The organism is Sinomonas cellulolyticus (genome assembly GCF_014656475.1).
GTDB classification, from domain to species: Bacteria; Actinomycetota; Actinomycetes; order Actinomycetales; family Micrococcaceae; genus Sinomonas; species Sinomonas cellulolyticus.
On record NZ_BNCM01000007.1, the window covers coordinates 61,701 to 87,336 of the forward strand.

Annotated in this window: 27 protein-coding genes and 1 riboswitch; of the genes, 15 read left to right on the forward strand and 12 right to left on the reverse strand. The window is 70.9% G+C overall.

The window, feature by feature from the left end:
- The first annotated feature begins 7 nt into the window (after positions 1-7).
- Positions 8-1,465, forward strand: a complete 1,458-nt coding sequence (gene cls, locus IE231_RS10485; RefSeq protein WP_189693919.1) for a cardiolipin synthase — start codon at positions 8-10, stop codon at positions 1,463-1,465.
- Between the two features lie 23 nt (positions 1,466-1,488).
- On the opposite strand, the gene pabB is transcribed toward cls, so the two are convergent.
- Genes pabB through IE231_RS10505 form a run of 4 tightly spaced genes read right to left on the reverse strand, consistent with a single transcriptional unit; the run spans position 1,489 to position 5,669 of the window.
- Complete coding sequence (gene pabB / locus IE231_RS10490; protein WP_229866695.1) at positions 1,489-3,603, reverse strand: aminodeoxychorismate synthase component I; 2,115 nt, start codon at positions 3,601-3,603, stop codon at positions 1,489-1,491.
- Positions 3,600-4,130 (reverse strand): low molecular weight protein-tyrosine-phosphatase, encoded by a 531-nt coding sequence (locus tag IE231_RS10495; RefSeq protein WP_189693920.1) that lies wholly within the window; start codon positions 4,128-4,130, stop codon positions 3,600-3,602. The genes pabB and IE231_RS10495 overlap by 4 nt, the downstream gene beginning before the upstream one ends.
- Before the next feature lie 44 nt (positions 4,131-4,174).
- Positions 4,175-4,795: a LysE family transporter gene (locus IE231_RS10500; protein ID WP_189693921.1), complete on the reverse strand. Its 621-nt coding sequence runs from the start codon at positions 4,793-4,795 to the stop codon at positions 4,175-4,177.
- Between the two features lie 43 nt (positions 4,796-4,838).
- Positions 4,839-5,669 (reverse strand): methyltransferase domain-containing protein, encoded by an 831-nt coding sequence (locus IE231_RS10505; protein WP_189693922.1) that lies wholly within the window; start codon positions 5,667-5,669, stop codon positions 4,839-4,841.
- A 154-nt stretch (positions 5,670-5,823) separates the two neighbouring features.
- On the opposite strand from IE231_RS10505, the gene IE231_RS10510 reads away from it, so the two are divergent.
- The 8 genes from IE231_RS10510 to IE231_RS10545 all read left to right on the forward strand — a co-directional run bounded on the left by IE231_RS10510 (position 5,824) and on the right by IE231_RS10545 (position 13,288).
- Complete coding sequence (locus tag IE231_RS10510) at positions 5,824-6,234, forward strand: hypothetical protein (protein WP_189693923.1); 411 nt, start codon at positions 5,824-5,826, stop codon at positions 6,232-6,234.
- 90 nt (positions 6,235-6,324) lie between these two features.
- Positions 6,325-7,737: an MFS transporter gene (locus IE231_RS10515; RefSeq protein WP_255430077.1), complete on the forward strand. Its 1,413-nt coding sequence runs from the start codon at positions 6,325-6,327 to the stop codon at positions 7,735-7,737.
- A gap of 112 nt (positions 7,738-7,849) precedes the next feature.
- Positions 7,850-8,068, forward strand: coding sequence for a hypothetical protein (locus tag IE231_RS10520; protein WP_189693924.1), 219 nt, complete (start codon positions 7,850-7,852; stop codon positions 8,066-8,068).
- A gap of 187 nt (positions 8,069-8,255) precedes the next feature.
- Positions 8,256-10,133 carry a molecular chaperone DnaK gene (gene dnaK / locus IE231_RS10525; RefSeq protein WP_189693925.1) on the forward strand — a complete coding sequence of 626 codons (1,878 nt, stop codon included), beginning with the start codon at positions 8,256-8,258 and terminating at the stop codon, positions 10,131-10,133.
- 2 nt (positions 10,134-10,135) lie between these two features.
- Entirely contained in the window at positions 10,136-10,795 is a 660-nt protein-coding gene (locus IE231_RS10530; protein ID WP_189693926.1) for a nucleotide exchange factor GrpE, read from the forward strand.
- Between the two features lie 110 nt (positions 10,796-10,905).
- Positions 10,906-11,886, forward strand: a complete 981-nt coding sequence (locus IE231_RS10535) for a DnaJ C-terminal domain-containing protein (protein WP_189693927.1) — start codon at positions 10,906-10,908, stop codon at positions 11,884-11,886.
- Positions 11,887-11,889: 3 nt separating this feature from the next.
- Entirely contained in the window at positions 11,890-12,309 is a 420-nt protein-coding gene (locus IE231_RS10540) for a heat shock protein transcriptional repressor HspR (RefSeq protein ID WP_189693928.1), read from the forward strand.
- Between the two features lie 139 nt (positions 12,310-12,448).
- Complete coding sequence (locus tag IE231_RS10545) at positions 12,449-13,288, forward strand: DMP19 family protein (protein WP_189693929.1); 840 nt, start codon at positions 12,449-12,451, stop codon at positions 13,286-13,288.
- A 9-nt stretch (positions 13,289-13,297) separates the two neighbouring features.
- Here the strand turns inward: IE231_RS10545 and IE231_RS10550 are convergent, their stop codons facing one another.
- Both IE231_RS10550 and IE231_RS10555 read right to left on the reverse strand, forming a co-directional pair.
- Positions 13,298-13,465: a hypothetical protein gene (locus IE231_RS10550; protein ID WP_189693930.1), complete on the reverse strand. Its 168-nt coding sequence runs from the start codon at positions 13,463-13,465 to the stop codon at positions 13,298-13,300.
- A gap of 117 nt (positions 13,466-13,582) precedes the next feature.
- Positions 13,583-14,173, reverse strand: a complete 591-nt coding sequence (locus IE231_RS10555; RefSeq protein WP_229866697.1) for a COG4315 family predicted lipoprotein — start codon at positions 14,171-14,173, stop codon at positions 13,583-13,585.
- Positions 14,174-14,318: 145 nt separating this feature from the next.
- Here IE231_RS10555 and IE231_RS10560 point away from each other — a divergent pair, with 145 nt between their 5' ends.
- Both IE231_RS10560 and IE231_RS10565 read left to right on the forward strand, forming a co-directional pair.
- The gene (locus tag IE231_RS10560) at positions 14,319-14,828 is read left to right on the forward strand and encodes a sigma-70 family RNA polymerase sigma factor (protein WP_189693931.1); all 510 of its coding nucleotides are present in this window, start codon (positions 14,319-14,321) and stop codon (positions 14,826-14,828) included.
- A gap of 5 nt (positions 14,829-14,833) precedes the next feature.
- On the forward strand, positions 14,834-15,562 hold the full coding sequence (locus tag IE231_RS10565) for an anti-sigma factor family protein (RefSeq protein ID WP_229866733.1): 729 nt from the start codon (positions 14,834-14,836) through the stop codon (positions 15,560-15,562).
- Between the two features lie 9 nt (positions 15,563-15,571).
- Here the strand turns inward: IE231_RS10565 and trmB are convergent, their stop codons facing one another.
- The 3 genes from trmB to IE231_RS10580 form a co-directional block, all read right to left on the reverse strand.
- Positions 15,572-16,426: a tRNA (guanosine(46)-N7)-methyltransferase TrmB gene (gene trmB / locus IE231_RS10570; RefSeq protein ID WP_189693933.1), complete on the reverse strand. Its 855-nt coding sequence runs from the start codon at positions 16,424-16,426 to the stop codon at positions 15,572-15,574.
- Positions 16,427-16,517: 91 nt separating this feature from the next.
- Positions 16,518-17,822: an MFS transporter gene (locus IE231_RS10575; protein WP_189693934.1), complete on the reverse strand. Its 1,305-nt coding sequence runs from the start codon at positions 17,820-17,822 to the stop codon at positions 16,518-16,520.
- A gap of 36 nt (positions 17,823-17,858) precedes the next feature.
- On the reverse strand, positions 17,859-19,151 hold the full coding sequence (locus IE231_RS10580; protein WP_189693935.1) for a M20 metallopeptidase family protein: 1,293 nt from the start codon (positions 19,149-19,151) through the stop codon (positions 17,859-17,861).
- Between the two features lie 89 nt (positions 19,152-19,240).
- On the opposite strand from IE231_RS10580, the gene IE231_RS10585 reads away from it, so the two are divergent.
- From IE231_RS10585 to IE231_RS10595, 3 genes are all read left to right on the forward strand, one after another.
- Positions 19,241-20,305 (forward strand): Lrp/AsnC family transcriptional regulator, encoded by a 1,065-nt coding sequence (locus IE231_RS10585; RefSeq protein ID WP_189693936.1) that lies wholly within the window; start codon positions 19,241-19,243, stop codon positions 20,303-20,305.
- Positions 20,306-20,573: 268 nt separating this feature from the next.
- On the forward strand, positions 20,574-22,256 hold the full coding sequence (locus tag IE231_RS10590; protein WP_189693937.1) for a DEAD/DEAH box helicase: 1,683 nt from the start codon (positions 20,574-20,576) through the stop codon (positions 22,254-22,256).
- Between the two features lie 75 nt (positions 22,257-22,331).
- A complete protein-coding gene (locus tag IE231_RS10595; protein ID WP_189693938.1) occupies positions 22,332-22,811 on the forward strand; it encodes a pyridoxamine 5'-phosphate oxidase family protein in 480 nt (159 codons plus the stop codon).
- Here IE231_RS10595 and IE231_RS10600 read toward each other — a convergent pair.
- From IE231_RS10600 to IE231_RS10610, 3 genes are all read right to left on the reverse strand, one after another.
- On the reverse strand, positions 22,780-23,145 hold the full coding sequence (locus IE231_RS10600) for a DMT family transporter (protein WP_189693939.1): 366 nt from the start codon (positions 23,143-23,145) through the stop codon (positions 22,780-22,782). The genes IE231_RS10595 and IE231_RS10600 overlap by 32 nt on opposite strands.
- Before the next feature lie 2 nt (positions 23,146-23,147).
- Complete coding sequence (locus IE231_RS10605; protein ID WP_189693940.1) at positions 23,148-23,477, reverse strand: DMT family transporter; 330 nt, start codon at positions 23,475-23,477, stop codon at positions 23,148-23,150.
- Positions 23,478-23,486: 9 nt separating this feature from the next.
- A riboswitch (guanidine-III (ykkC-III) riboswitch) is annotated at positions 23,487-23,551 on the reverse strand.
- A 2-nt stretch (positions 23,552-23,553) separates the two neighbouring features.
- A complete protein-coding gene (locus IE231_RS10610; RefSeq protein WP_189693941.1) occupies positions 23,554-25,158 on the reverse strand; it encodes a sialidase family protein in 1,605 nt (534 codons plus the stop codon).
- 43 nt (positions 25,159-25,201) lie between these two features.
- On the opposite strand from IE231_RS10610, the gene IE231_RS10615 reads away from it, so the two are divergent.
- Positions 25,202-25,603, forward strand: coding sequence for a YccF domain-containing protein (locus tag IE231_RS10615; RefSeq protein WP_189693942.1), 402 nt, complete (start codon positions 25,202-25,204; stop codon positions 25,601-25,603).
- Positions 25,604-25,636 lie beyond the last annotated feature (33 nt).

Genomic DNA, 25,636 nt, shown 5'->3' on the forward strand with positions numbered 1-25,636 from the left:
TGGGGCCATGCTCCTGCAGCTCCCGCTCATCGGGCTCCTGCCGAACTGGCTCACGTTTGCCCTCGGTGTGGTGGACCTCGTGATCCGCATCGTCATGCTCGGCGTCATCCCCGGCAACCGCCGGCCCACCACCGCGATGGCGTGGCTCCTGGCGATCTTCTTCGTCCCCACGCTCGGCCTGGTCCTGTTCCTCATGTTCGGCAACTTCCGGTTCTCCGGGAAGCGCCGCGACCAGCAGCAGGAGGTCAGTGCACGTGTCCGGGCCGCGCTCGCGGACTCCCACGACGTCGAGACCGAGTTCGAGGGCCCGGACTGGCTGCAGTCGGCGGCGAAGCTCAACCGGGGCCTCGGGTCATTGCCCATGGTGAACGGCAACCGCGTGCGCCTCATCCCGGGCTACGAGGACGCGATCGCCGAGATGACGGAGGCCGTCCGCGGCGCCGAGCGGTACGTCAACGCCGAGTTCTACATCGTTGCGTGGGACGACGTCACGGACAAGCTGTTCACGGCCCTCGCCGAGGCGGCCGAGAGGGGCGTGGAGGTCCGCTTCCTGTTCGACCACATCGGCTCCCTCCGCATCCCCGGCTACCGCGCATTCCTCAAGCGGCTGGGCGACACCGAGATGCAGTGGCGGCGCATGCTCCCCCTCCTGCCCGTGCACGGCCAGTGGCGGCGGATGGACCTGCGGAACCACCGCAAGATCCTCGTGGTCGACGGCGAGACCGCGTTCACCGGCTCGCTGAACCTCATCGAGCGCGCGTACCACCGGCGCGGACACCGGAAGTGGGTGGAGCTCATGGCCCGGGTCGAGGGGCCCGCCGTCACCACGCTCAACGTCGTGTTCGCCACCGACTGGCTCTCCGAGACGGACGAGATGCTGGAGGCGCAGCTCGTGGCCCCCGAGCCCGTCGGGGACGAGCCGGCGCAGGTGGTCCCGAGCGGCCCGGCGTTCGCCAACGAGAACAACCTCCGCCTGTTCAACACGCTCATCTACTCCGCCCAGCGCCGCCTCTCGATCTGCAGCCCCTACTTCGTTCCCGACGACTCGCTGCTCTACGCCGTCACGACGGCGGCGCAGCGCGGCGTCGAGGTGGAGCTGTTCGTCTCCGAGCAGGGCGACCAGTTCCTCGTGCACCACGCCCAGCAGTCCTACTACGAGGCGCTCCTCATGGCCGGGGTGGCGATCTACCGGTACCCGAAGCCCTACGTGCTGCACGCGAAGCACTTCACGGTCGACGACGAGGTGGCGGTCCTGGGCTCCTCGAACATGGACATGCGCTCCTTCTCGCTCAATATGGAGGTCTCGCTCATGCTCCCCGGCGCAGAGATCGTGCAGCAGATGCGCAAGGTCGAGGACATGTACCGGGAGGTCAGCAAGCGCCTCGACCTGCACGACTGGCGGAAGCGGCCGCTGCTGAGCCGGTATGTGGACAACATCGCGCGGCTCACGGCCACGCTCCAGTAGCGCGGACGGGCTCACCCGCCGACTCAGCCCGGGAACTCGGATCCGAGCGTGCTCAGGACGGCGAAGGCCTTCGTGCGGATCTCCTCGTACTCCTCGGCAGGGTCTGAGTCGGCCACGACGGCGCCGCCCACTCCGAGCGTGAGGCGGGTGCCGCCGTCGTCCGCGGCGCCGAGCTGCTCGAGGACCAGGGTGCGGATCACCACGGACAGGTCCGCAGCGCCTGTCCGGGAGAAGTAGCCGATCACGCCCGAGTAGACCCCGCGCGGGCCCGCCTCGAGCCGGTCCAGGATCTCCATGGTGCTGATCTTCGGCGCGCCCGTCATCGACCCGGGCGGGAAGGCGGCAGCGATCGCCTCGGCCCTGGACGCACCGGGCCTCAGGCGCGCCTCGATGGTGCTCACGAGCTGGTGGACTGTCGCATAGGTCTCGACCGCGAACAGGCGTGAGACGGCCACCGAGCCGGGCACCGCGTGGTGGCTGAGGTCGTTGCGCAGCAGGTCGACGATCATGAGGTTCTCGGCGCGGTCCTTGGGGTTCGCCGCGAGCTCGGTGCGCACGAGGTCATCCGCCGCGGCGTCGTCGTCGCCCGCATCCGGGGAGCGGCGCCGGGTGCCCTTGATGGGTTCGGCGCGCAGGGCCCCGTCCGCCGCGACCGAGAGGAACCGTTCGGGGGACGTGCTCGCGATCGACAGGTCCCCGAACGCCGCGAAGGCCGCGAACGGGGCCGGGCTGCGGCGGCGCAGCCCCCTGTAGATGGCCAGGGGCGCCGCGCTGCCGCGGGGCACCGTTGCCTCGAGCGCCGTGGTGAGGCACACCTCGTAGGTGTTGCCGTCGGCGATCTCGGTCTGCGCCGCGCGGACCTTGTCCATGTACCGCGCGGCCGAGTCGCGGCTGGCGAACGCCGGCCCGGGTCGGGAGGCCGCGGCGTCAGGTGCGGCGGCGGCCCCGTCCCGGGAGCACTGCAGGACCGCCTCCGACGCCCGGTCGAGCCAGGCGTCGGCGTCGGGCGCGGCCAGGGCCAGGAGCCACGCCTCGCCCCGGACGTGGTCGAGGACGACGGCCCGCGCTGCGCAGACCAGCTGCGCGTCGGGAACCCCGGCGTCGACGTCTGATCCGCCGCACTCCCTCTTGAGCTCGTACCCCAGATAGCCGAGCCAGCCCAGCGCGAACCCGCACTCGAGGTCCGCGACGGCGGGGTGCTGGGTGCGGCCCCACTCGGCGTCGAGCCAGCGGAAGAACGGCGACCGGAAGCGCGCTGTGACGGGTGCGTCGGTCGCGGGGCCCTCCACGACCTCGGTCCAGCCCCTCCGGTGCGCCATCCCGCGCCCGAGCAGGCCGCCGCCGTCGGCCATGATGCTGAAACGATTCCTCGGCGCCGTCCCCGCGCCCGCGGGTGCACTCGCGGCGTCGGACGAGTCGAGCCACACGGCGTGGGCCGAGGTGCCGAACAGCTCCTCGAACAGCCGCTCGGGATCCGGTGCCGTGGCGAGCCTGCGCACGACGACGTCGCCGGACTCCCGCGCGGACCGTTCCGGTGCGAGCACGTCGCGCAGCTGCGGCAGACCCGCGAGCGCGTCGAGCACGCGGTCCGTGAGGCCTTCCGCCCTGTCCTGTCCGCTGTGCGAGGCGACGGTCACGGCGGCCGCCGAGGCGGCGTCGTCGTCCGCGAGCCACGCTTTCTCCTGCCCGGCCCAGCGGTCCCAGTGGGGCGCGTAGACGTCGCCGTCGCGGGCGAGCGCCCGGCGCTTGCGCTCCTCGGCGGACGCCTCGACCCAGACGAGCGCGTCGGCGAGCCCGCGCAGGGGTGCCGCGCCCGCGCCCACGCCTTCCAGGAGCACGACGTCGGCCGGCTCGGTCAGGCGCTCGGGCCCCTCCCGGTCGGCCGTCCAGTCCCAGGCGCGCCAGCGGGCAGCCTCACCGCGCCGCAAGGGTGCGAGGATCTGCTCGGCGCAGCGCCGGATCCCCTCGGCGAGCCCGTCCCACCCCGGGTAGAGGTCCTCGAGATGCACGAGCGCCACCGAGCGGTGCTCGCGCAGCGCCGCCGCGAGCTCGACCGCGAGCGCTGTCTTCCCGGCCCCTGAGCGGCCGTCGATCGCGATCACGACCGGCCGGGCCGGTCCACCGGCCACGCTGCTCACGCGTCGCTGGGCAGGGCGCACTCGGCGAGCTCGCGCCGTACGTGGGCCACGATCCCCGGCACGGACGCGGCGATGAGCTTCCACGTCACTTCGAAGTCGCTCTGGTCGCCGAACCACGGGTCCTCGATGCCCTGGTCGAGGTGGTCGAGGTGCGCGACGGCGGGGTCGAACTCCCGCATCATGCGGACCTTGTCCTCGGTTCCGGCGGGGGCGTGCTCGCGGAGGTGCCCGTAGTGGTCCACGTCGAGGGCGAGGATGAGCTCGCGCTCGGTGTACCACGAGGCCTCGAACTGGCGCGCCGTGTGGCCGCTCGTGCGCAGGCCGTGCCCGTCCAGGACCCGGGCCGCGCGGGGGTCGATGGGCCTGCCCGCCTCCCAGCCCGTGGTGCCCGCGGAGTCGACGGCAACCCGATCGGCCAGCCCCGCGGCACGCAGTGCGTCGGCGAGCATGAACTCGGCCATGGGCGAGCGGCAGATGTTCCCGGTGCAGACCGTGATGATCCGGTAGGGGCTCGCCATCGAGTTCATGCGACTAAGCATAGGGTCCTCGCGCTGCACGGTACGCATCGCGGTCAGACGACGGCCAGGAGCACGCCGACGCCGACGAAGAGGACGCCGAACACGCGGTTGAGCACCCGCTGCCCCTGCTCGCTCCGGGTGAAGCGCTGGAAGCTCTTCGCGGCGAGCGCGAAGAAGAACCACATCACCACGATGTCCACCACCACGATCGTCGCCCCGATGACGAGGTACTGGCTCCACAGGGGCAGGTCGGGCCGCACGAAGCCCGGGATGAAGGCGAGGAAGAAGACGATCGCCTTGGGGTTGAGGAGGTTGACCCACAGTCCGCGCTGGAACATGGACCACGCGGGCTCATTGGCAAGCGCCGCGACGGCCTCGTGCGAGGTGTCCGGCTTGCTGAGGAACTGGCGGATGCCCAAGTACACGAGGTACGCGGCCCCGAGGTAGCGGATCACGTTGAAGGCCACAGGCGAGCTCGCCACGAGCACCCCGAGCCCGGCGGCGACGATCGCAAGGTGTACGACGAGCGCTGCCTGCTGCCCCAGCACTCCCCAGATGGCGCGGCGGAATCCGGAGGTGAGCGAGTTGCTCATCGTGTTGATGGCGCCGGCGCCGGGGGTGAAGCTGATGAGCAGGCAGGCGCCCACGAGGGCGCCCCAGACTGAGAAGGGCACCAGACAAGCCTAGGGCCCCCCACAGGCCCGGGCTCGCGCCGGTCTAGGCCCGGGCGATGACCTCGCCGTTGGGGATAAGGAACCAGCCGTCGGCGGAGGAGCCCCAGCGGTGCCAGCCGGCGGCGATGCGCTCGAGGTCGGCCTGCTGCGCGAACCCGTAGTCGAGGGCCTGTTCGGCGAAGGCCGAGTGCAGCACCCGCTCGCCCCAGACCCTCGCCTGCCAGGCCCTCTGCTGCGGAGTCGCGTAGAGCCAGTTGCTGGAGGTGGGCGCGACGTCGGTGAAGCCGGCCTCCTGCATCCAGCTCACGAGCCGCCGGCCGGCGTCGGGCTCTGCGCCGTTGTGCCGGGCGATGCGCTGGTAGAGGTCCATCCACTCTTCGAGCTCGGGCAGCTCTGGGTACCAGCTCATGCCGTGGAAGTCCGCGTCCCGCACGGCCACAATGCCGCCCGGCTTGGCCACCCGCCGCATCTCCCGCAAGGCCGCGACCGGGTCGGTGAGGTGCTGGAGGACCTGGTGGGCGTGGACCACGTCGAAGGCCTCGTCCTCGAGATCGAGGTCGTACACGTTCCCCGTCGTGAAGGAGGCGTTGGTGAGGCCGCGCTCCTCGGCGAGGGCGCGCGCCTGGGCGACGATCTCCTCGGAGCGGTCCAGCCCCAGCACCGTCCCGGGCTCGACCAGACGGGCGAAGTCGCACGTGATGCTCCCCGGACCGCAGCCGACATCGAGGACGGACAGTCCGGCGGCGAGGTGGGGCACCAGGAACGCGGCCGAGTTCGCTGCCGTGCGGGCGGCGTGGGCCTGCACGACGCTCTCGTGGTGGCCGTGGGTGTAGACGTCGTCGGGGGTCTGGGCGGCGCTGTCCGGAGCATCCATGCCTCCACGGTACCGAAGCCGTCACACAGGGCTGTGAGGTTGGCTACGAAAGGGCCCAAAGCGTCGGGTAGGCAGGTCAGCGGTCCGTAGACTGGAGAGCGAATCATATACGACTTTGAGGGCCGATGGTGCCCCTCGCCCGAGAGGAGCGCGAATGTCCCTGGCCCAGAACTCCCAGACCGCCGCCGGAGTCCGTCGCCGTGGCCGCATGCGCCTCGGCGAGGACATCCTTCTGGCCCGCCACGGCAGCAGCATCGTGAGCATGCGGCTGGACCGCCGCGCCGACTGCATGGTCGCCACCCTGCGCGACGGCAGCATCGACTGCGCCTCGAACCGGATCCTCGCAACGGGTCCCTCGCCGCTAGCACGCTTGGGGGCCCAGGTGCAGGCCCTGCGGGAGGACCGCGCCGAGGTGAGCCGCTCCGAGGTCAAGACGCTCCTCAAGTTCAGCGCCATCTGGCTCGCCATCAGCGTCGTCTTCACGGTCGGCGTCGTGTGTCTCGCGGCGTTCGCCCCGGGCGGTGCGGACGCGGTCGGCCAGTCGATGATGTACCCCGCCTTCTGATTCGAGCCGCCGTACTGCCTGGGGCTCGCAGCGTCTCGCGTGGCCCCCGGCTGGGCGCCGTGAAGGGTGGGGCACCCCTAGGCTGGTCCGGTGACTCCCGCCTCTGCGTGGAACCCCAGGCTCGCGCTCCTGGTCGCCGCCACCTATTTCATGGAGTTCCTCGACGGAACTGCGCTGGCGACCGCCCTGCCGGCGATCGGCTCCGACTTCGGAGTGGCCCCCGCTGACGCGAACGTGGCCATGACGGCCTACCTCATCACGGTGGCCATGGGCATTCCTGTCAGCTCGTGGCTGGCCGAGCGCCTCGGGCCGCGTCCGGTCTTCATGGCTGCCATCATCGTCTTCACGGTTGCTTCCCTCGCGTGTGCCCTGAGCCCCGGCCTCGCGCTGCTGACCGCCTTCCGTGCAGTCCAGGGCTTCGGCGGAGCCATGATGGTGCCTGTCGGCTCGCTCGTCGTACTGCGGAGCACGCCCAAGGAGGAACTGCTGCGGGCCACCGCGTTCCTTGTCTGGCCCGGCCTCCTCGCCCCGGTCCTCGCGCCGCTCGTCGGCGGGGCACTCACCCAGTTCCTCTCGTGGCACTGGATCTTCCTCATCAACCTCCCGCTCGGCGCCGCGGCCCTCGTAGCGGCCGCGAGACTCGTCCCGGCGGGTGGGGCGGACGCGGGGCGCCGGCTCGACTGGCCGGGCCTGGGGCTGACCACGCTGGGCGTCGCGGGCGTCGTCGTGGGGCTCGAACTGCTCGGCCACGGCGGGGACTCCGCGTGGGGCCTCGCCGTTGTCGCCGCCGGTGCGGCCGCTCTCGCCGGAGCGGTGGCATGGATGCGCCGCGCGTCCCAGCCTCTCTTCGATTTCCGGGTCCTTGCGGTGCGCACCTTCCGCGCCAACCAGACGGGGGGATTCGTCTACCGCCTCACGATCTCCGCGGTGCCGTTCATGCTCCCGCTCATGCTCCAGGACGGGTTCGGCTGGGATCCGGTGCGCGCCGGGCTCATGGTCGCTGCGGTGTTCGTCGGGAACATCGGCATCAAGCCCGCCACGACCCCGCTCATCCGGGCCCTCGGCTTCAAACCCGTGCTCGTCGGGTCGGCGGCCGCCTCCGCGCTCACCTTCGCAGCCTGCGCGCTCGCCACCCCGCAATGGCCGGATGCCGTCCTGTTCGGCGTCTTGCTGCTCTCGGGCGTGTTCCGTTCCATCGGCTTCTCGGCCTACATGACGCTCCAGTACGCCGACGTCGGAGCCGAGCAGCTGCCGAGCGCCAACGCAATCTCGAACACGTTCGTCCAGCTGGGGAACGCGCTCGGGGTGGCAGTGGGCGCGCTGCTCATCCGCCTCGCCGGTGCCGTGATGCACGACGCCGGTCTGGTCGCCTCGGCGGCCACGGGCGCCGCGGCGCCGTACCAGGCGGCGTTCGCGGCGATCGCGGTGCTCATGCTCCTCTCGGTCGCGGACAGTGTCCTGCTCCCGCGCCGCGCCGGGACCCAGGTGAGCGGACGCCGCTAGCCGTCCTTTGCGAGGCCTTGCGTCTGGCTGGGCTGATTGGGTTCAAGAGGCTCGGTCAGGGCAATGAGAGCGGGTCAGACCTTTCCACCCCGCCAAGCAGGAGGTTGCCCTGATGATTGAGAAGCTGCATGACATGGGGATCAAGAGCGAGTATGCGTACATGGCAGGATTCGGGTCGATCGGGCTCTCGTTCGTCTCCTGGCTCATCAGCAGGCTCAACCCGAACCACGACCGAGCCCAGTCAGACCGCTGGGGGATCTTCGTGGGCCACTGGGCATCGACCTTCTTCACCGTGGGCATCGCCCTCAGGCTTGAGGAGAAGGGCCGCTGAGCTTCGTCCTGGCCTTCTAGACCCTGACTTCCTCTTGCAGCGAACATGAGTCATGCCGACTCAAGTTTATTTGACATGGGATCGTTGCTGCGTAGACTTGAGTGCAGACCGCTCAACTTGGTGAGGCCTCTTCGGCCCTCTGGGTCCGGGCGATTCACGCAAGACCAGCAACCAGCAGGAGGAACCTATGTCCCGTGCAGTCGGCATCGACCTGGGCACCACCAACTCCGTCGTCTCCGTCCTGGAAGGCGGTGAGCCGACCGTCATCGCAAACGCCGAGGGCGGCCGCACGACCCCGTCCGTCGTTGCGTTCTCCAAGACCGGCGAGGTGCTGGTCGGCGAGATCGCCAAGCGCCAGGCGGTGAACAACGTCGACCGTACGATCGCCTCCGTCAAGCGCCACATGGGCACCGACTGGACGATCTCGATCGACGACAAGAAGTACACGCCGCAGGAGATCTCGGCGCGCATTCTCATGAAGCTCAAGAACGACGCCGAGTCGTACCTGGGCGAGAAGGTGACCGACGCCGTCATCACCGTTCCGGCGTACTTCAACGACGCCGAGCGCCAGGCCACCAAGGAGGCCGGTGAGATCGCCGGCATGAACGTCCTGCGCATCATCAACGAGCCCACCGCGGCCGCCCTCGCCTACGGCCTCGACAAGGGCAAGGAAGACGAGCTCATCCTCGTCTTCGACCTCGGCGGCGGCACCTTCGACGTCTCCCTCCTCGAGGTCGGCAAGGACGAGGACGGTTTCTCGACCATCCAGGTCCGCGCCACCGCCGGCGACAACCGCCTCGGCGGCGACGACTGGGACCAGCGCATCGTCGAGTACCTGCTCAAGCAGCTCAAGGTCAAGGGCGTTGACCTGTCGAAGGACAAGATCGCCCTCCAGCGCCTCCGGGAGGCTGCCGAGCAGGCCAAGAAGGAGCTGTCCTCCTCGACCAGCACCAACATCTCGCTGCAGTACCTCTCCGTCACCCCGGACGGGCCGGTCCACCTCGACGAGTCCCTCACCCGTGCCAAGTTCCAGGACCTCACGAAGGACCTGCTCGAGCGCACCCGGAAGCCGTTCCACGACGTGATCGCCGAGGCTGGCATCAAGGTCGCCGACATCGACCACGTGGTCCTCGTCGGCGGCTCGACCCGCATGCCCGCCGTGTCCGAGCTCGTCAAGGAGCTCACGGGCGGCAAGGAGCCGAACAAGGGCGTGAACCCCGACGAGGTCGTCGCCGTCGGTGCCGCGCTCCAGGCCGGTGTCCTCAAGGGCGAGCGCAAGGACGTCCTCCTCATCGACGTCACCCCGCTCTCCCTCGGCATCGAGACCAAGGGCGGCGTGATGACCAAGCTCATCGAGCGCAACACGGCCATTCCGACCAAGCGCTCCGAGACCTTCACCACGGCGGACGACAACCAGCCCTCCGTGTCCATCCAGGTGTTCCAGGGCGAGCGCGAGTTCACCCGCGACAACAAGCCGCTGGGCACGTTCGAGCTCACCGGCATTGCCCCGGCGCCGCGCGGCATCCCGCAGATCGAGGTCACCTTCGACATCGACGCCAACGGCATCGTGCACGTGTCCGCGAAGGACAAGGGCACCGGCAAGGAGCAGTCGATGACCATCTCGGGCGGCACCGCGCTGTCCAAGGAGGACATCGAGCGCATGGTTGCCGACGCCGAGGCGCACGCAGCCGAGGACAAGAAGCGCCGCGAGGCCGCCGACACCCGCAACTCCGCCGAGCAGCTCGCCTACTCCGTGGACAAGCTCATCGCCGACAACGCCGACAAGCTGCCCGAAGAGGTCAAGACCGAGGTCCAGGCCGACGTCGACGCCCTCAAGAAGGCGCTCGAGGGCTCCGACAATGACGAGGAGGTGAAGGCCGCGTTCGAGAAGCTGCAGCACTCGCAGACCAAGCTCGGGGAGGCCATCTACGCCTCGTCCCAGGGCGGCGCGGCAGCGGGCGACGGCGCGCAGGCCGGCACGCATGACGCCGGCTCGGCTTCGGGCGCGAACGCGGACGAGGACATCGTCGACGCGGAGATCGTGGACGAGGACGAGAAGAAGTAACCATGGCACGCCAGGGAAACGAGAACGAGCACGAGAATGAGCGCCCTGACCCCGTGATCCGGGACAACCGCAAGGTTGACCCGGTCACGGGCCAGGCCCGGCACTCCGACGCGGGGGACCCCCAGGCCCCGCACCCGGAGCACGAGGACATGCGCCCGGTCGACGAGCCCCACGACGCTGACGACGCCCTTGCCCAGGCCGAGCAGATCCTCAAGGAGGCCGCCGCCGAGCAGGAGGGGCCGAGCGCCGTCGAGGCGGAGCTCCGCAACGACCTGCTGCGGCTCCAGGCCGAGTACGTCAACTACCGCAAGCGCGTGGACCGCGACCGCGCGGTGGCCGGCGAGGTCGCCGTGTTCGGCGTCCTGAACTCGCTGCTGCCGGTGGTCGACGACCTCGACGCCGCGCGGGCGCACGGCGACCTCACCGACGGTCCCTTCGCGGCCATCGCGGCGAAGCTCGAGGCTGTGCTCACGAGCCAGGGGCTCCAGCGGATCGACCAGACGGGCGTCGAGTTCGACCCGAACATCCACGAGGCCCTCATCCAGCAGCCGGCCGAGGGCATCAGCGTGGACACGGTCCAGCAGGTCCTGCGCGTGGGCTACAAGACCGAGTCCCGCCTGCTGCGGGCGGCCCAGGTCATCGTCGCGGTTCCGCAGGGCTGACACCCACCACCGCCGCGGCGGCTGCGGGGCCCCGCAGCCGCCGCGGCTTCGCGGCAATCTCGCCTTCGGGGCGGAAACTAGACTTTACAGACAAGATTTAAGGAGCGTTCGTGGCCAGTCAGGATTGGGTGGAGAAGGACTTCTACGCCATTCTCGGCGTGTCCAAGGACGCCTCCGAGGCCGACATCAAGAAGGCCTACCGCAAGCTCGCCCGCAAGTACCACCCCGACCAGAATCCGGGGGATGCCGAGGCCGAGAAGAAGTTCAAGGACATCACCGAGGCGAACTCCGTCCTGTCCGATCCCGAGGAGCGTCAGCAGTACGATGCCATCCGCGCCATGGGTGGCGCCCGCTTCTCCGCGGGCGGCCCCGGTGCCGGAGCCGGCGCGGCGGGATTCGAGGACCTGTTCGGCGGCCTGTTCGGCGGCGGCGCGGGTCGTCACTCGCGAGGGTTCAGCACCGGCAACCTTCCCCCGGAATTCGCCGACCTCTTCGGTGGCGGCGGGTTCGGAGGCGCTGGCTTCCAGCCCCCGCCCCAGAAGGGCGCGGACCGCCAGGCCACCACGACGATCTCGTTCGCCGGCTCGATCCGCGGCACCACGGTCGGCATGCGCGAGCAGAACGGCGAGGTCATCGACGTCCGCATCCCCGCGGGCATCCGCGACGGCCAGAAGGTCCGCGTCCGCGGCAAGGGCGGCCCCGGCTCGGCCGGCCCGGGCGACCTCATGGTCACGGTCCACGTCAAGCCGCACGGCTTCTACACCCGCGACGGCGACAACCTCCGCATCCACGTCCCCGTGACCTTCGACGAGGCCGCGCTCGGAGCGCAGATCGAGGTGCCTGCCGTGGACGGCTCCACGGTGAAGATGAAGATCCCCGCAGGCACGAGCTCCGGCCGGACCCTGCGGGTCAAGGGCAAGGGCGTCAAGACCTCCAAGGGCTCTGGCGACCTGCTGGTGACCGTTGACGTCGTCGTGCCCCAGAACCTCTCGAAGGAGGCCGAGGAGGCCGTCAAGGCGTTCGCCGAGGCCACCGCCAAGAACGGCCAGTCCGATCCGCGCGCCCACCTCGCGGAGAAAGCGAGGCTCTAGGCCATGGCCATCGACCCGTACGCGCCGATCTTCGTGATCTCCGTGGCGGCGGAGCTGGCCGAGATGCACCCCCAGACCCTGCGCCAGTACGACCGTCTGGGGATCGTCTCGCCCTCCCGCCAGGGCGGCCGGCAGCGGCGCTACTCCCAGCGGGACGTCGAGATGCTCCGCGAGGTCCAGCGGCTCTCGAAGGACGGCGTCTCGCTCGAGGGGATCCGGCGGATCCTCGAGCTGGAGAACCAAGTGGCCGCTCTGCGCTCCCGTGTCACGGAGCTGCAGGCGGAGCTCTCCAACGCACGCCGAAGCGCGGATCCGCGGCGCGTCTTCGCCGCGGGGGTCGCGGGCGACGTCGTCTCCCTCGCCGGCGGCCAGCGTCCCGAGGGACGGTCCCAGGCGCTCGTCGTGTGGCGGCCCAAGCACTGACGGTTTCCGTCTCTCCAGGACTCCGCCTCCCCAGAACCTCGCCCAAGGTTCGCCCAGCGTTCACCGGGTGCAGGCACCCGGGCTGGGCCCGGCGTCGTACGTTCGAGGGGTGAGTGACCGCACGACCGAGGAGCCCCGCATGAGCACCAGCCAGCACCCCGTTGTCCTTCCGGCCCCGGCCCTCCACGCGGGCGACGAAGCCCTCGTGGACGCCAACGTGGACGTCGTCAACGCGATGTACGAGGAGCTGCTCGACGAGCGCGAGATCGCGCCCAACGCCCTGCGCAGCTACATGGTGGACTTCTACCTGACGCAGATGCTCGACGGCGGATTCGCGCAGTACGTCTTCACCGCGGGAAACCGCAGCAGCACCGACCGGCTCGTCCGCGAGGGCCTGCGGGAGATGGGCGCTGCCGAGCACGCGACGCTCTTCGAGGAGCTCGTGTCCGCCTACGGCGCCCTCACCGAGGACGAAGCCGACGCATACCTCGACGGTGACGACGCCGAGTCCCCGGCCGTCGCGAGGCTCGAGGCCCTCGACGAGCGCTTCGAGGAACTCCAGGACGACCATGACCTCGTCGCGCTCAATGCGGCGTGGCTGCGCGGCCAAGAGGGCGTCCTCGCCCTCGACGACGACGCGATTGAGGACGAGATCGCCCGCCGGGTGGGACTGATCACCGACCTCGAGGAGCGCCGGAGCGCCGCCCGCGTGGACGACCTCGCAGACATGCCTGAGTTCGAGCTCGTGATCCGCGAGCTCTGCGACGTGGCGGGCCACGAGCTGAGCGCCATCACGATGGGCGACCCCAACTACCTCCACGACGGGGTCAAGACGCTCGCCTGGCGCTTCACCACGGACCAGGGCGAGTACCTCATGGTCGAGGAGGAGGACGAGGCCTACATGATCGACCCGGAGGACGGCTCCGTCCTCGCCGCCGTCGAGTTCGAGGAGCTCGACGAGAACGAGCACGCCCGCTGACGGACCCCGTCAGGCGCCGTACTGGGGGCAGGCCTCGTTCGAGCAGCCTTTGTCGCGGGGCACCCACCTCTCGCCCTCCTGCTGCCACACGATGTGCCGGTGCTGGCCGCACAGATCGCACGTCGGGGCCACGAAGCTGTGCTTCTCTTCTTCCGTGTAGGTGCGGAAGTCTGACATGGTTCCTCCTCCACCGCGGGGTTTTCCCACCCTACCCCCGGCCCACGCGTTAGGGGAGGGCAGGATTCCGCGGCGGCGGAAGGCTGCCCTCCCCGGTTCATGGAGCGGCGCTGGCAACTACTTGAGGGCCGAGGTGATCATCGTCCCGTCGGCTCCGATGACGTACCAGACGCTCGCCACGCCTTGGCCGTTGGCCTGCTCGGGCGCGGTGTCCTTCTGGTAGTAGTAGATCGGCATCCCGTTGAGCGTGACCTGGTCCTTGCCGTCTGCGGTCTTGATGCTGCCTACCTTGGCCGTGACTCCCTGCAGATTCGGGCTGCCGGTCGAGGTGACGGCCGGCCACAGTGTCGCGCAGCCGCCGGTGCAGGCGCTCGTCGTCGCGCCCGTGTTGTCCCGCGTGTAGTAGTAGACGACCTTGCCCTGGCCGTCCACCACGATCGTCTGGCCGCCGATGGTCGCGGTCTTGAGGGTCTCGCTCGTCTGCGCGGCGCCCCCCGAGCTCGAGGAGCTGGCCGAGCCTGAGCTGCTTCCCCCGGCTCCGTAGCCCATGCTGTCCGAGCCGCCGGCCGAGCCGGAGGAGGAAGCCGTACTCGACGAGGAGGCGGGTGACGGCGCGGCCCCGCTGCCCGTGCTGCCTCCGCACCCCGCCAGCGCGAGGGCGGGAACGGCCCACGCCGCCGCCATCCACAGGGCTGCCCGCTTGTTCATGGCTCTGCCTTCCTCTCCTGCGGCAGCGTTCCCGCCGCTGCCCACACACACGCCTGCGGGAGGAAGATGGTTCAGCAGGCATCGGATCCGCCTCAGGATGAACCGGATCCGCCCTGCACACGTGTTCCACGGCAAGGAGGCCGCCATGCCGATGGATGAGGACGCCGTCGCGGCGCTGTACCGCGAGCACGGCGCCGCGCTGCGCCGGTTCGCCCGCGGTGCCGTGGGCAGCGAGAAGGCCGAGGACATCGTCCAGGAGGCCATCATCCGGGTCTGGAGGCAGGCGCCTCCCGAGACGCAGGGCCTCCGCCCCTACCTCTACCGGACCGTGAGGAATCTGATCGTGGACCAGCATCGACTCGCCGGACGGCGTCCCCGCACCGTCGCCCCGGTGGACGAGGCGCAGGACAGCTTCGCCGTGGCCGTCGACGCCGAGCGCATCGACGAGCTCCTGGACCGCGTGGTCATGGAGGAGGCACTCTCCCGCCTCACGCCCGAGCATCGGGCGGCCCTCGTCGCGGTGCACTACCGCCGCCTCACGGTGGCCGAGGCCGCGCGGGAGCTCGGTGTCCCGGCCGGCACGGTCAAGTCCCGCTGCTTCTACGCGCTCAAGGCACTGCGGACCACGCTCGACGAGATGGGGGTGGACCGGTGAGCACCATGCCCTTCGGCCAGGAGCACGACTCGCTCCGCGTCGACCTCGGCGCGTACGTCCTCGGCGCGCTCACCCCCGAGGAGACCCGGGCTGTTGAGGGGCACCTCGCCGTGTGCGCCGAGTGCCGGGCCGAACTCGCCTCGCTCGAGACCCTCCCCGCCCTCCTCGACGCGGTGCCCGGGGCCCGCGCCGAGGAGATCGCGCTCCGGGGATCCCACTCGCGCGAGCCTGCTCCGGGCGCTCTGCCGCGTGAGCTCCTCGCGCGGGTGGCCCGGCGGCGTCGTGCGCGGACGGCCGGGTGGGCCGGTGCGCTCGCCGCCGCGGCTGCGGCGTTCTTCGTCGCGGGAGCCGCGCTTGGCCCGGTGCTGGGGCCGGGCCACGGACCAGCTGCCCAGCCGTCACCGAGCACCACTGCCTCGGCATCCGCCCAGACCCCATCCCAGACGCTCACCCTCACCTCGGCGGACGGGGCGCACGTGGACCTTGCCCTCGTGCACAAGGCCTGGGGTACCGAACTGGACCTCACCTGCCGCGGGATGCCGAGCGGCGGGGTGTTCACGGTCTGGGTCGTCGGATCGGACGGGGCAGCCCAGCAGGCCGCGAGCTGGAGCTCCGGCGGATACTCGTCGCGGGCCGTGCTGACCGGCGCGACGTCGATCCAGCTCGCCTCGATCCGCAGCATCGAGATCCGCGACGCCGCCCAGCAGACCGTCGCGAGCACATCCGTGAGCTGACGCCCTTGACTACACGCGCACGGCCGTGAGGTCGAAGATCACGCGGCCGGCGCCGTGCGCCTTGTTCTCGAAGCTCGTCAGCACGCGGCCCTCGAAGCGCGGCGCCCAGCCGCCCACCTCGTCGACCTCGCCGGTGGCCTCGCAGTCCACCCCCGAGGCCCAGGCGGCGGTGAGGGGGCTCGCGGAGCCGGCCAGCTCGCCGTCGTGCGCATTGCGGAAGTCCGGTGAGTGGGCGATGACCTCCCGCATCTGCTGCGCGTAGCCGGACCAGTCGGTCGCGAGCCGCCACACGCCGCCCGGAGCGAGCGCGCGGCCCGCGAGCTGGGCGAACGAGTCGCGCACGAGGCGGCGCTTCTGGTGCTTGGACTTGTGCCAGGGGTCGGGGAAGAAGACCCACAGCTCGGCCACGGAGCCGGCGGGGAGCATGGTGCCGAGCACCTCGGGCGCGTTGGCCTGGACCACGCGGACGTTGGTGAGCCCCCGCTGGGCGATGCGCAGGAGCGTGTTCGCGAGGCCCGGCTTGTAGACCTCGACGGCGAGGTAGTTGCGGGTCGGGTCGGCCTCTGCCGCAGCGACGATGGCCTCGCCCAGGCCCGATCCGATCTCGACGACGAGCGGCGCCGCCCCTTCCGCCGCGGGGCGCCCGAACTCGGCCTCGGCGTCGAACACGTAGTCCGGGTGCACGGAGGTGTCAGCGACGTGCCGGGGAACGTCCACCACGAAAGAGTCAGCATGCTCGTCCCACGCCGCCTGCCGCCGCCCCTGAAGCCGAGTCCCGCGGCGCACAAAGCTCACCGGCTGCCGCCGGTAGGTGCCGAAGGAGGCCTGGGAGCCGGGGGTCACGGGATTGGGTTGCTCGCTCATCGCCTTAAAGGCTACGGCTTGAGGAGGGCACGGAACGCACGACGGCGCCCCCTCGCCAAGCGTGCGGGGGGCGCCGTCGTGCGGGGGAGCCTCAGTGGCGCAGGTCCTTGCCCTTCGTCTCCGGAAGGCCGAACACGGTGAGGATCGAGACGGCCACCATCGCCACGGCGTACACGTTGAACGCCCAGGACGCGTGCAGTACGTCGGCGAAGAGCTGCTGGAGGTACGGCGCGGTGCCGCCGAACAGGGCCACGCAGATCGAGTAGGGCACGCCCACGCCCACGGTGCGGATGTGGGCCGGGAACATCTCGGCGTAGGCGGCCGGCACGATGGCGGCGGAGCACGCGATGAAGATGAGCATGACGGACATCGAGACGAACAGCTGCCACGCGGAGTCACGCAGGAACCAGGTCATCGGGAAGTGCAGCACCGCGATGGCCACGCCCCCGATGATCATGACCTTCTTGCGCCCGATCCGGTCGCTCAGCTTCCCCCAGAGCGGCAGGGCGATGAGGAAGACCACGTTGGCTCCCACGCCGGCCCACAGTGCCTCTGAGGGGTTGATGTGGAGGCTCGAGATCGCGAACGCCGGGGCCACCACGCCCCAGACGTAGTAGATGATGGTCAGGCCCACGGTCATGCCGATGACCTGGATCGCCTGCTTCCGGTGCTCCACGATCGAGCGCCAGATCGGGTGCTTCGGGCGCTTGGCGCCGGCCCCGGTGAGGCCCTCGAACGCCTCGGTCTCCGGCATGCGGAACCGCATGATCAGTCCGTAGAGGCCCAGCGCCGCGCCGAGGAAGAAGGGGATGCGCCAGCCGAAGGCATCCATCTGGGCCTTGCTGAGGACGCTCGTCAGGAGGACGCCGAGGAAGGTGCCGAACAGGACGCCGACCGTGCCGGAGACGTAGATGAGCGAGGACCACAGGCCGCGCTTCTCGCGCGGCGCGACCTCGGAGAGGTACGTCTGCGAGGACGGCAGCTCGCCGCCGTGGGCGAGGCCCTGAATGAGCCGGGCCACAAGGAGGGTGAGGGAGGCGAAGGCGCCCACGGCGGTGAACGTGGGGGCGATCGCAATGAGCAGGCTGCCGAACGCGGCGAGGGCCACGGCGAACGTCATCGACGTCCTGCGCCCGATCCTGTCGCCGATCCAGCCGAAGATCAGGCCACCGAACGGGCGGGCGAGGAATCCGACCGCGAACACGGCGAGCGTGGACAGGATCGCAGAGGTGGGATCGGCTCCGTTGAACAGCTGCTTCGAGAAGAACGGCGCGAAGGTCGCGTAGACGTTCCAGTCGTACCATTCGACGGCGTTGCCGACGCCGGTGCTGAAGACGGTCTGGCGCGTGCTGGGCGCCTTGCGGAGACGTCCGGCAACGTCGGTGTTGGTGGACATGTCTGCCTTTCGGGGTGGGGGTGAGGGGTGGTGGGCTCAGGCGCCAGCGAGGGCTGCGAGCTTGGACAGGGCGAGGTGGGCGTAGAGGGCGGTGCCGTCCGCGAGGACGGAGTCGTCGAACGTCGCGAACGGCGAGTGGTTGAAGGCGGCGGTGGCGGGGTCGACGCCGGCGGGCACGGCGCTGAGCCCGATGAAGCTGCCCGGCACCTCCGCGAGCACCCGCGAGAAGTCCTCGGAACCGGAGAGGGGGTTCGCCAGGCGTGCATGCCGCACCGCGGCCCCGGAGCCCGGAGCCTCGCCGAACAGCTCGGCGATCGCCCGCTCCGCGAACTCGGTCTGGGCCACGTCAGTCACGGTCAGGGGGTACTCCGCCTCGTACCGGACCTCGACGTCGAGGCCGTGGGCCTGCGCGATGCCCTGCAGGAGCCGCGGGATCGCGGTCTGCATGCGCCCCCGGTGGGCGTCCGAGAAGGTGCGGATGGTCGCATCGAACTCCGCGGTCTCCGGGATCACGTTGCGCTTGGATCCCGCTGCGAGGCGCCCCACGGTGATGACGGCGGGGTCGAACATGTCGAACTGGCGCGTGAGCATGGTCTGCAGTGCGAGGACCATCTCGGCCGCGACGGTCACAGGGTCCTTCGCCATGTGCGGCGCGGAGCCGTGGCCGCCGGCGCCGAGCACGCGGACGAAGAGGCCGTCCGAGGCGCTCATCATCACGCCGGGCCGGGTCACGAACTGCCCGTGCGGGGCCATCGAGGAGAACACGTGCATGCCGAACGCGGCGTCCGCACGGCGCCCCGACGCGTCGAGCACACCCTCGCGGACCATGACGGATGCGCCGTCGAAGCCCTCCTCGCCGGGCTGGAACATGAAGACGACGTCGCCGGCGAGCCGGTGGCGGTTGTCCGCGAGGAGCGTCGCGGCCCCGAGCAGCATCGACGTGTGCAGGTCGTGGCCGCACGCGTGCATGGCCCCGTCGATCCTCGACGTGAACTCTGCGCCGGTGCGCTCCTGCACCGGCAGCGCGTCCATGTCGGCCCGGAGGAGCACGGTCGGCCGAGCGGCGGCCGGTGCGGCTGACGACGACGGTGCGTCGCCGCCGTCGTGCGCGTCTCCCCGGCGTGCGGTGCCTCCCGTGCCGCGCAGCACGGCGGTGACCGAGGTCGTGTCCGTGCCCGTGGAGACCTCGAGGCCGAGCCCGTCGAGGGCGGCGAGGACCTTCTCCTGGGTCCGGGGGAGTTCGAGTCCGATCTCAGGCTCCTCGTGGAGCGCGTGCCTCAAGTGGGTGAGCGTGCCTTCGAGGCTCCGGGCGTCGGCGATGAGGTCCATGATTCCTTTCCTGTGACGTGCGCCACGCGGCGACGTCCTCAGCCAGTGTGTGGCGCACATCGGAGAAGCGGGATAAATTCGTCGGTAAGATGCAGGAGCAGACGCCGTACTGGCAGAAACATGCAGCAGCGCCGGAACTCGACCTTCTGACGGAAGAGGATCTGGAGCTCATCAACGCCCTGCAGATCGCCCCCCGGGTCACGTGGCAGGACGCGGGCGCGATCCTCGGCGTGCGCCCCGCGACGCTCGCCGCCCGCTGGGAGCGCATCGAGGCGGACGGTCTCGCCTGGATCACCGCGTACGGGGTGGGGGACTCCACGGAGATGACACTCGCGTTCGTGGACGTCGACTGCACACCCGGGGAGGTGATGGCGGTCGCCGATGCTCTCAATGGCATCCCCGAGGTCCAGACGGTGGAGCTTCCCGCCAGCCACCACGACGCCATGCTGACCGTCTTCACCCGCTCGCTCTATGACTACGCGAACGTGGTCGCCCCCCGGATCCTGGCCATCCCGGGCGTCGAGAGGATCCATACCGCCCTCGGCGGCAGGCTCCACCAGGCAGGCCACTCGTGGCGGATCCCGGCCCTCGACGCCAGGAAGTCCGCGGCCTTCGCCGGGCTGGCAGTGCACCCCCGGCACCCCGGCGCGCTGACGCCGGCGTGCCGCGACCTGATGCCCCTGCTCGCGCAAGACGGGCGGGCCACCGCGGCGCAGATGGCCAAAGACCTTAGGCGCCACCCGTCCACGGTCCAGAGGCAGCTGGCCAGGCTGCTCGGCTCCGGGCTGATCGCGTTCCGCTGCGACGTGGCCCAGCTGGCCGTCGGGTTCCCCGTGATCTGCACGTGGTACGCGAAGGTGCCCTCGGGGCAGCACGCTGCGGCGGCGGCCGGGATCCGGTCCCTCCGCTCGGTGCGCCTGGCCGCCTCCATCACCGGCCGCGCGAACTTCATCGTCACGATGTGGCTGCGCTCGGTGGCTGACGTCGTGTCGGCAGAGCTCGCCATGGCGGAGAAGGTGCCCGGAATCGAGTTCATGGAGAGCATCATCGTGCTGAGGGTGACCAAGCGCATGGGGGTGCTGATCGGGCCCGACGGGCGCGCCCAGGGGCGTGTTGCGCTGCCGCGGGAGGCAATGCCCGCCGGCCTCGACTGAGTGGTGCCCTGGGGGGCGGCACCCCGGTCTGGCCAGGCGTGCAGGCACCCGGAGTCAGCCCCTGCTAAGATGGATCTTTGGGTCGCCGCGCCCGCCCCGGACTCCCCGGACTGAGCGCCGCGCGACCTGCGTCGATGAACGCGTTTCCAGGCCCCGCAGCCCCGACCCTCGAGGGTGGGCAGTGGTGAGGCCAGACTCCCTTTCCTCGGCGAACCCTGTGGGCCGCTTTGGCCTACGGGGACGATCCGACGCTGGAGTTCCTACAGCCATGGCTGATCAGACCTTCTCTTCCCTCGGCGTGCCCGCGCCCCTGTCCCGCGTCCTCGCGGAGCAGGGCATCGAGTCGCCCTTCCCCATCCAGACCAAGACGCTCCCGGACACCCTGGGTGGCCGCGACGTCCTCGGCCGCGGCCGCACCGGGTCCGGCAAGACCATCGCCTTCGCCCTGCCGCTCGTGGCACGCCTCGCCGAGTCCGGCCGCGCCGGCTCGGGCAGGCGGCGTCCGGGCCGGCCCACGGGCCTCGTCCTCGCCCCGACCCGCGAGCTCGCCACCCAGATCGACGCGACGGTCGCGCCGCTCGCCGCGGCCCTCGGCCTGAACACCACCGTCATCTACGGCGGTGTCTCCCAGGCCCGGCAGGAGCGCGCGCTGGGTGCCGGAGTCGACATCGTCATCGCCTGCCCGGGCCGTCTCGAGGATCTGGGCCGGCAGGGCATCGTCAATCTGGGCGATATCGCCGTGACCGTCCTCGACGAGGCTGACCACATGGCGGACCTCGGCTTCCTGCCTGTGGTCAAGCGCATCCTCGACCAGACCCCGGACGGCGGCCAGCGGCTTCTGTTCTCGGCCACCCTGGACAACGGCGTGGACAAGATCGTCAAGCGCTACCTGCACAACCCGCTCACCCACTCCGTGGACGCCCCGCAGGCCGCCGTGAGCACCATGGAGCACCACGTCCTGCTCACCCAGGACGCCGCGTCGAAGAAGAACCTCGTCGAGCTCCTCGCCTCTGGCCAGAGCCGCCGGGTGCTGTTCATGCGGACCAAGCACCACGCCAAGCGCCTGGCGCAGCAGCTCACCAAGGCCGGCATTCCCGCCGTCGACCTCCACGGCAACCTGTCCCAGAACGCGCGCGACCGCAACCTCGCGGACTTCGCCTCGGGCGCGGTGCGCGTGCTCGTCGCCACCGACGTCGCGGCCCGCGGCGTGCACGTGGACGACGTGGAGCTCGTGGTCCATGTCGATCCGCCGGCCGAGCACAAGGCGTACCTGCACCGCTCCGGCCGCACCGCCCGCGCCGGTTCGGACGGCACCGTCGTCACGATCGTGCTGCCCGAGCAGAGGCAGGATGTCCGCAAGCTCCTGCGCGACGCCGGCGTGAAGGTCGAGCTGACCCCCGTCACCACCTCGTCGCCCGTGGTCGCCGAGCTCGTGGGCGAGCGCGCCGCGTACGTCGACCCGGCCGACCGTGCGGCGGCGGTCGCGGCCAAGATGCCCCAGCAGGGCGGCGGGAAGTCCACCGGAGCGAACGCGCAGCGCAAGCGATCGCGCGGCCGGGGCGCCGGTGCTGGCGCCGACGTAGTGCAGGGCGCGCATGACGGCGTGGCGCGCCGGGGCGGCCGGGGCACCGGAGGCACTGGGCACCGCAACGACGTGGGCGCTGCCCGCAATGAGAAGGCGCCGCGGAACGAGCGCGCGCGCGGAGAGCAGGGTGCCCGCAGCGAGCAGCCCAGGCAGCGGCGGCAGCAGGGCTCCGGCGCCTCGCGGGGTGCGGGCGCGACCTCGACCGTGTGGACCTCGACCACTGGCGGCACGTCGGGCGGAACCTTCGCCTCGGGCGGCCGCGGATCCGAGGGCCGGCGTGCCTCGTCTGGTCAGGGCGGCAGCTCGGCTGGCCGGGGCCGGAGGGGTCCGCGCCGCGCGAGCAGCCCGGCTTCGAACGACCGCTGACGCCTCGCCGAGGGCTGCGGTCCTAGGGCCGTTGGCCTCTCGATGCCTCCTCGGGGACGGTCATAGACTGGCAGCATGACCACGCATGAGGCCCATGTCCCTGCCAACGGCGTCCGCAACCTCTCTCCTGAGGACGCGTGGGAGCGCGCCCGCACCATGGTGGTGGGCCGCCTCGCGTTCAGTGGCGGCGACCGCCTCGAGCTGTTCCCCATCAACTATCTGGTGGACCGGGGCACGGTGCTCTTCCGCACCGCGCCCGGGACCAAGCTCGCGGCCTCCATGGAGAGGCTGGCCGTCGCGTTCGAGGTGGATGGCTACGAGGCAGACACCAACGAGGCGTGGTCCGTCGTGGTGCACGGCACCCTTGAGCCGGTGCTCGACACCGCCGCGATCGTGGACGCCGTAGCCCTGCCCCTGTTCCCGTGGCAGAGCGGCGAGAAGGCCTTCTTTGTGCGGATCGTCCCCTCCGAGGTGACGGGGCGCCAGTTCACGGTCGCGGACCCGTCGCGCTGGGTGTCCCAGTTCACCGGGGCCCACCGCGCGTCCCAGGAGTAGCCTCCGGGGTCTCCGGGGTGCGGCCGAGCGCCTTGAGGCCCGCGGAGCAGGCGACGATCCCGCCGATGAACACGACCTTGAGCCAGCTGAAGCGCTCCGCGCCCGTCAGCATGGCCCATGCCACCGTCAGGGAAGCCCCCACGCCGACCCAGACGGCGTAGGCGGTCGCGAGGGGGATGCGGCGCACGGCCAGGGCCAGCCCCGTCATGCTTGCGATCGCTGCCGCCGCGAAGACCATGGTCGGCACGGGCCGGCTGAAGCCCTCCGACGCGCCGAGGGCGCTCGCCCAGACGGCCTCGAGCACCGCCGAGGCGAGCAGTGCGAGCCAGGCCACGCCTACGCCACCGCCTTCAGCCCGGCCACGCACGCGGCGATGCCGAGCAGCAGGAGCAGCCGGGCCGCCGTCGTGCGCCGTGTGCGTGAGGGTTCGAGCCCCCGCGCCATCGCGTACACCGCGGTGAGCACGACGCCCACGCCCACCCACACCGCGTAGCCGGTGCCCACCGGGATCTCGGTGAGGGACCATGCGAGGCCGCCCATGCTCGCGGCGAGCGCCAGGAGGAAGAGGAGCGTGGGAAGGGGCCGTCGCAGACCGTGGGAGCGTTCGAGGGCGGCCGCCCAGACGGCCTCGAGGGCTCCGGAGGCGATGAGGATGACCCAGTGCATGGCGGCCTTTCGAGCCAGTCTTGTCGCGTTCCGGGTACTGGGTTCCCTCGTCCGGGAGGCCGTTTGGCCTCTGCGGCTACGGTAGCAGGGCGCCTGTGGCGGTCGAGAACCGCAGCTGGCGCTCGAGCCCGAGCGCGGGCACGGCGAACCGCGCCGTCAGCTCGCCGGCCGCGATGTCGGCATCGCTGACGGTGAGCGCGGGGTACGGCGCGCCGAACACGGCACGTCCGCCCGGCGGGAGGTCCACAGGAAGCGTGGCCCCGCCCGGGTGCTCGAGCACGACGCCGTCAGCGGCGACCCGTTCGGGAAGCCGGACGCGGACGTGGAAGGCGAGGATGTCCCCGGCGCGCAGTCCCGGCCTCGGCCGCCCGTAGTTGAGCAGCTGCGCCTCGCGGGTGCCGAGGATCATCCCGCCGGCTGCCGCGTATCCCTGCCCGACCTCCTTCCAGGCGCTCGCGTCCACGCCGCCCGTCTCCATCGGATACACATGGTGCTCGCCCACGTGGACCCACTCGTCCGGCAGGCCCGGCGTGACGGAGCGGAGGATCACCTCGAGGGTCGGCTCGCCGGGAGGCACGACGCCGCTCTGGCGGCCGTCCGCGGGACCGGCGGCCTCGAGCTCGGCTCGGGACACGGAGGCGAAGACGATCTCGGTATAGCCCTGACGCTCGTACAGCACACCGATCCGCCCGTCCGGGAGTTCTGCCGCACACGAGTAGCCGGAGCTGCCCTCGCACACGACCAGTTGGTGCGGCCACGTCCTGCCGCCGTCGGGGGACAGGCTCAGGGCAGTGTTGCGGCGCAGCTCGGGGTCGAGGTTGCTCGAGATGAGCAGGGCTGACGGGGAGGCAACGGGCGGGCGGCCGCCGTCCCGGTCGATGGGGGCGCCCAGCGCGAGCAGTGAGCCGTTGTCGCTGGGGTCCGGAAGGCCCGGCATGGGAACGGGCGTGCTCCAGGAGGCCCCGCCGTCATGCGATACGGCGGCGAGACGCGCGGGGGTGGCGCGGGAGTGCAGCAGGAGGGAACCGTCCGGGAGGGCCGCGATCGCTGATTCGTTGGTGCCGGCGCCGACCGGGCTGCCGAGCGTCCAGGCCTCGCCGTGGTCGTCGCTGAAGGCAGCCGCGGCGGTGATCTCACCGCGGTCGAGGAGGACCACGGGCACCACGAGCCGCCCGGCGAAGGGTCCGGTGGGAACCCAGAGGCCCGCGCCGGAGGCCGCGAAGATCCCCGTGATCCCCGGCCGCTTGAGCTGCGAGGTGAGGCGTCTGTGGGACCAGGTCGCGCCGTCGTCGTCCGAGACGGAGACGTCCACGTGCTGCACTCGCTCCTCGGGCTGGAGGCCCTCGACGGCCTCGAAGAACCCGGCGAGCGTGCCAGCCGCGTGGAACAGGAAGATCCGGCCCGTGGCCCGGTCCACGAGGAGGGCCGGGTCACCGAACCCCTGCAGACCGCTGCCCGTCCGGACCACGTCCTGTGGACCCCACGTTGCGCCCGAGTCGTGCGAGCGGCGCACGAGGAGGTCGATGGGGCTCGGCAGGTCGTCGAGGTTCGGACGGCCGTCGTAGGCCGCCAGCACTGTGCCGGCATTGGTGACCGCCAGGGCGGGGATCCGGTACTGCGCGTAGCCCGCCTCGCCGCGGCGGGCAAGCGTCTGCTCGTGCCGTCGGGTGAGGTTGGACATGGGACAACTATAGGCTGGCCGTCCTCTGGGAGAGACTGGAGGCATGAAGACCCTCCTGAATCTCATCTGGTTCATCTTCGGCGGCTTTGTCCTGGCACTGGGCTACTTCCTCGCCGGCCTGATCTGCTGCGCCCTCATCATCACGATCCCGTGGGGGATCGCCTCCTTCCGGATCGCCTCCTACGCGCTCTGGCCGTTCGGCCGGACCATCGTCAACAAAGGCGGCCGCGTCGGCACCGCGACTACGCTCGGCAACATCGTGTGGCTGCTCGTGGCGGGCATCTGGATCGCGATTGGCCACGTGGCCACCGCGATCGCCATGGCCACAACCATCATCGGCATCCCCCTGGCCATCGCCAACCTCAAGCTCATCCCGGTCTCGCTGATGCCGCTCGGCAAGGAGATCGTGCCCACAGACCGTCTTCTCGCCAGCTACGGACGGTGACCCGGCGCGTCCAAGCGGGTGCGGCGCTCTTGG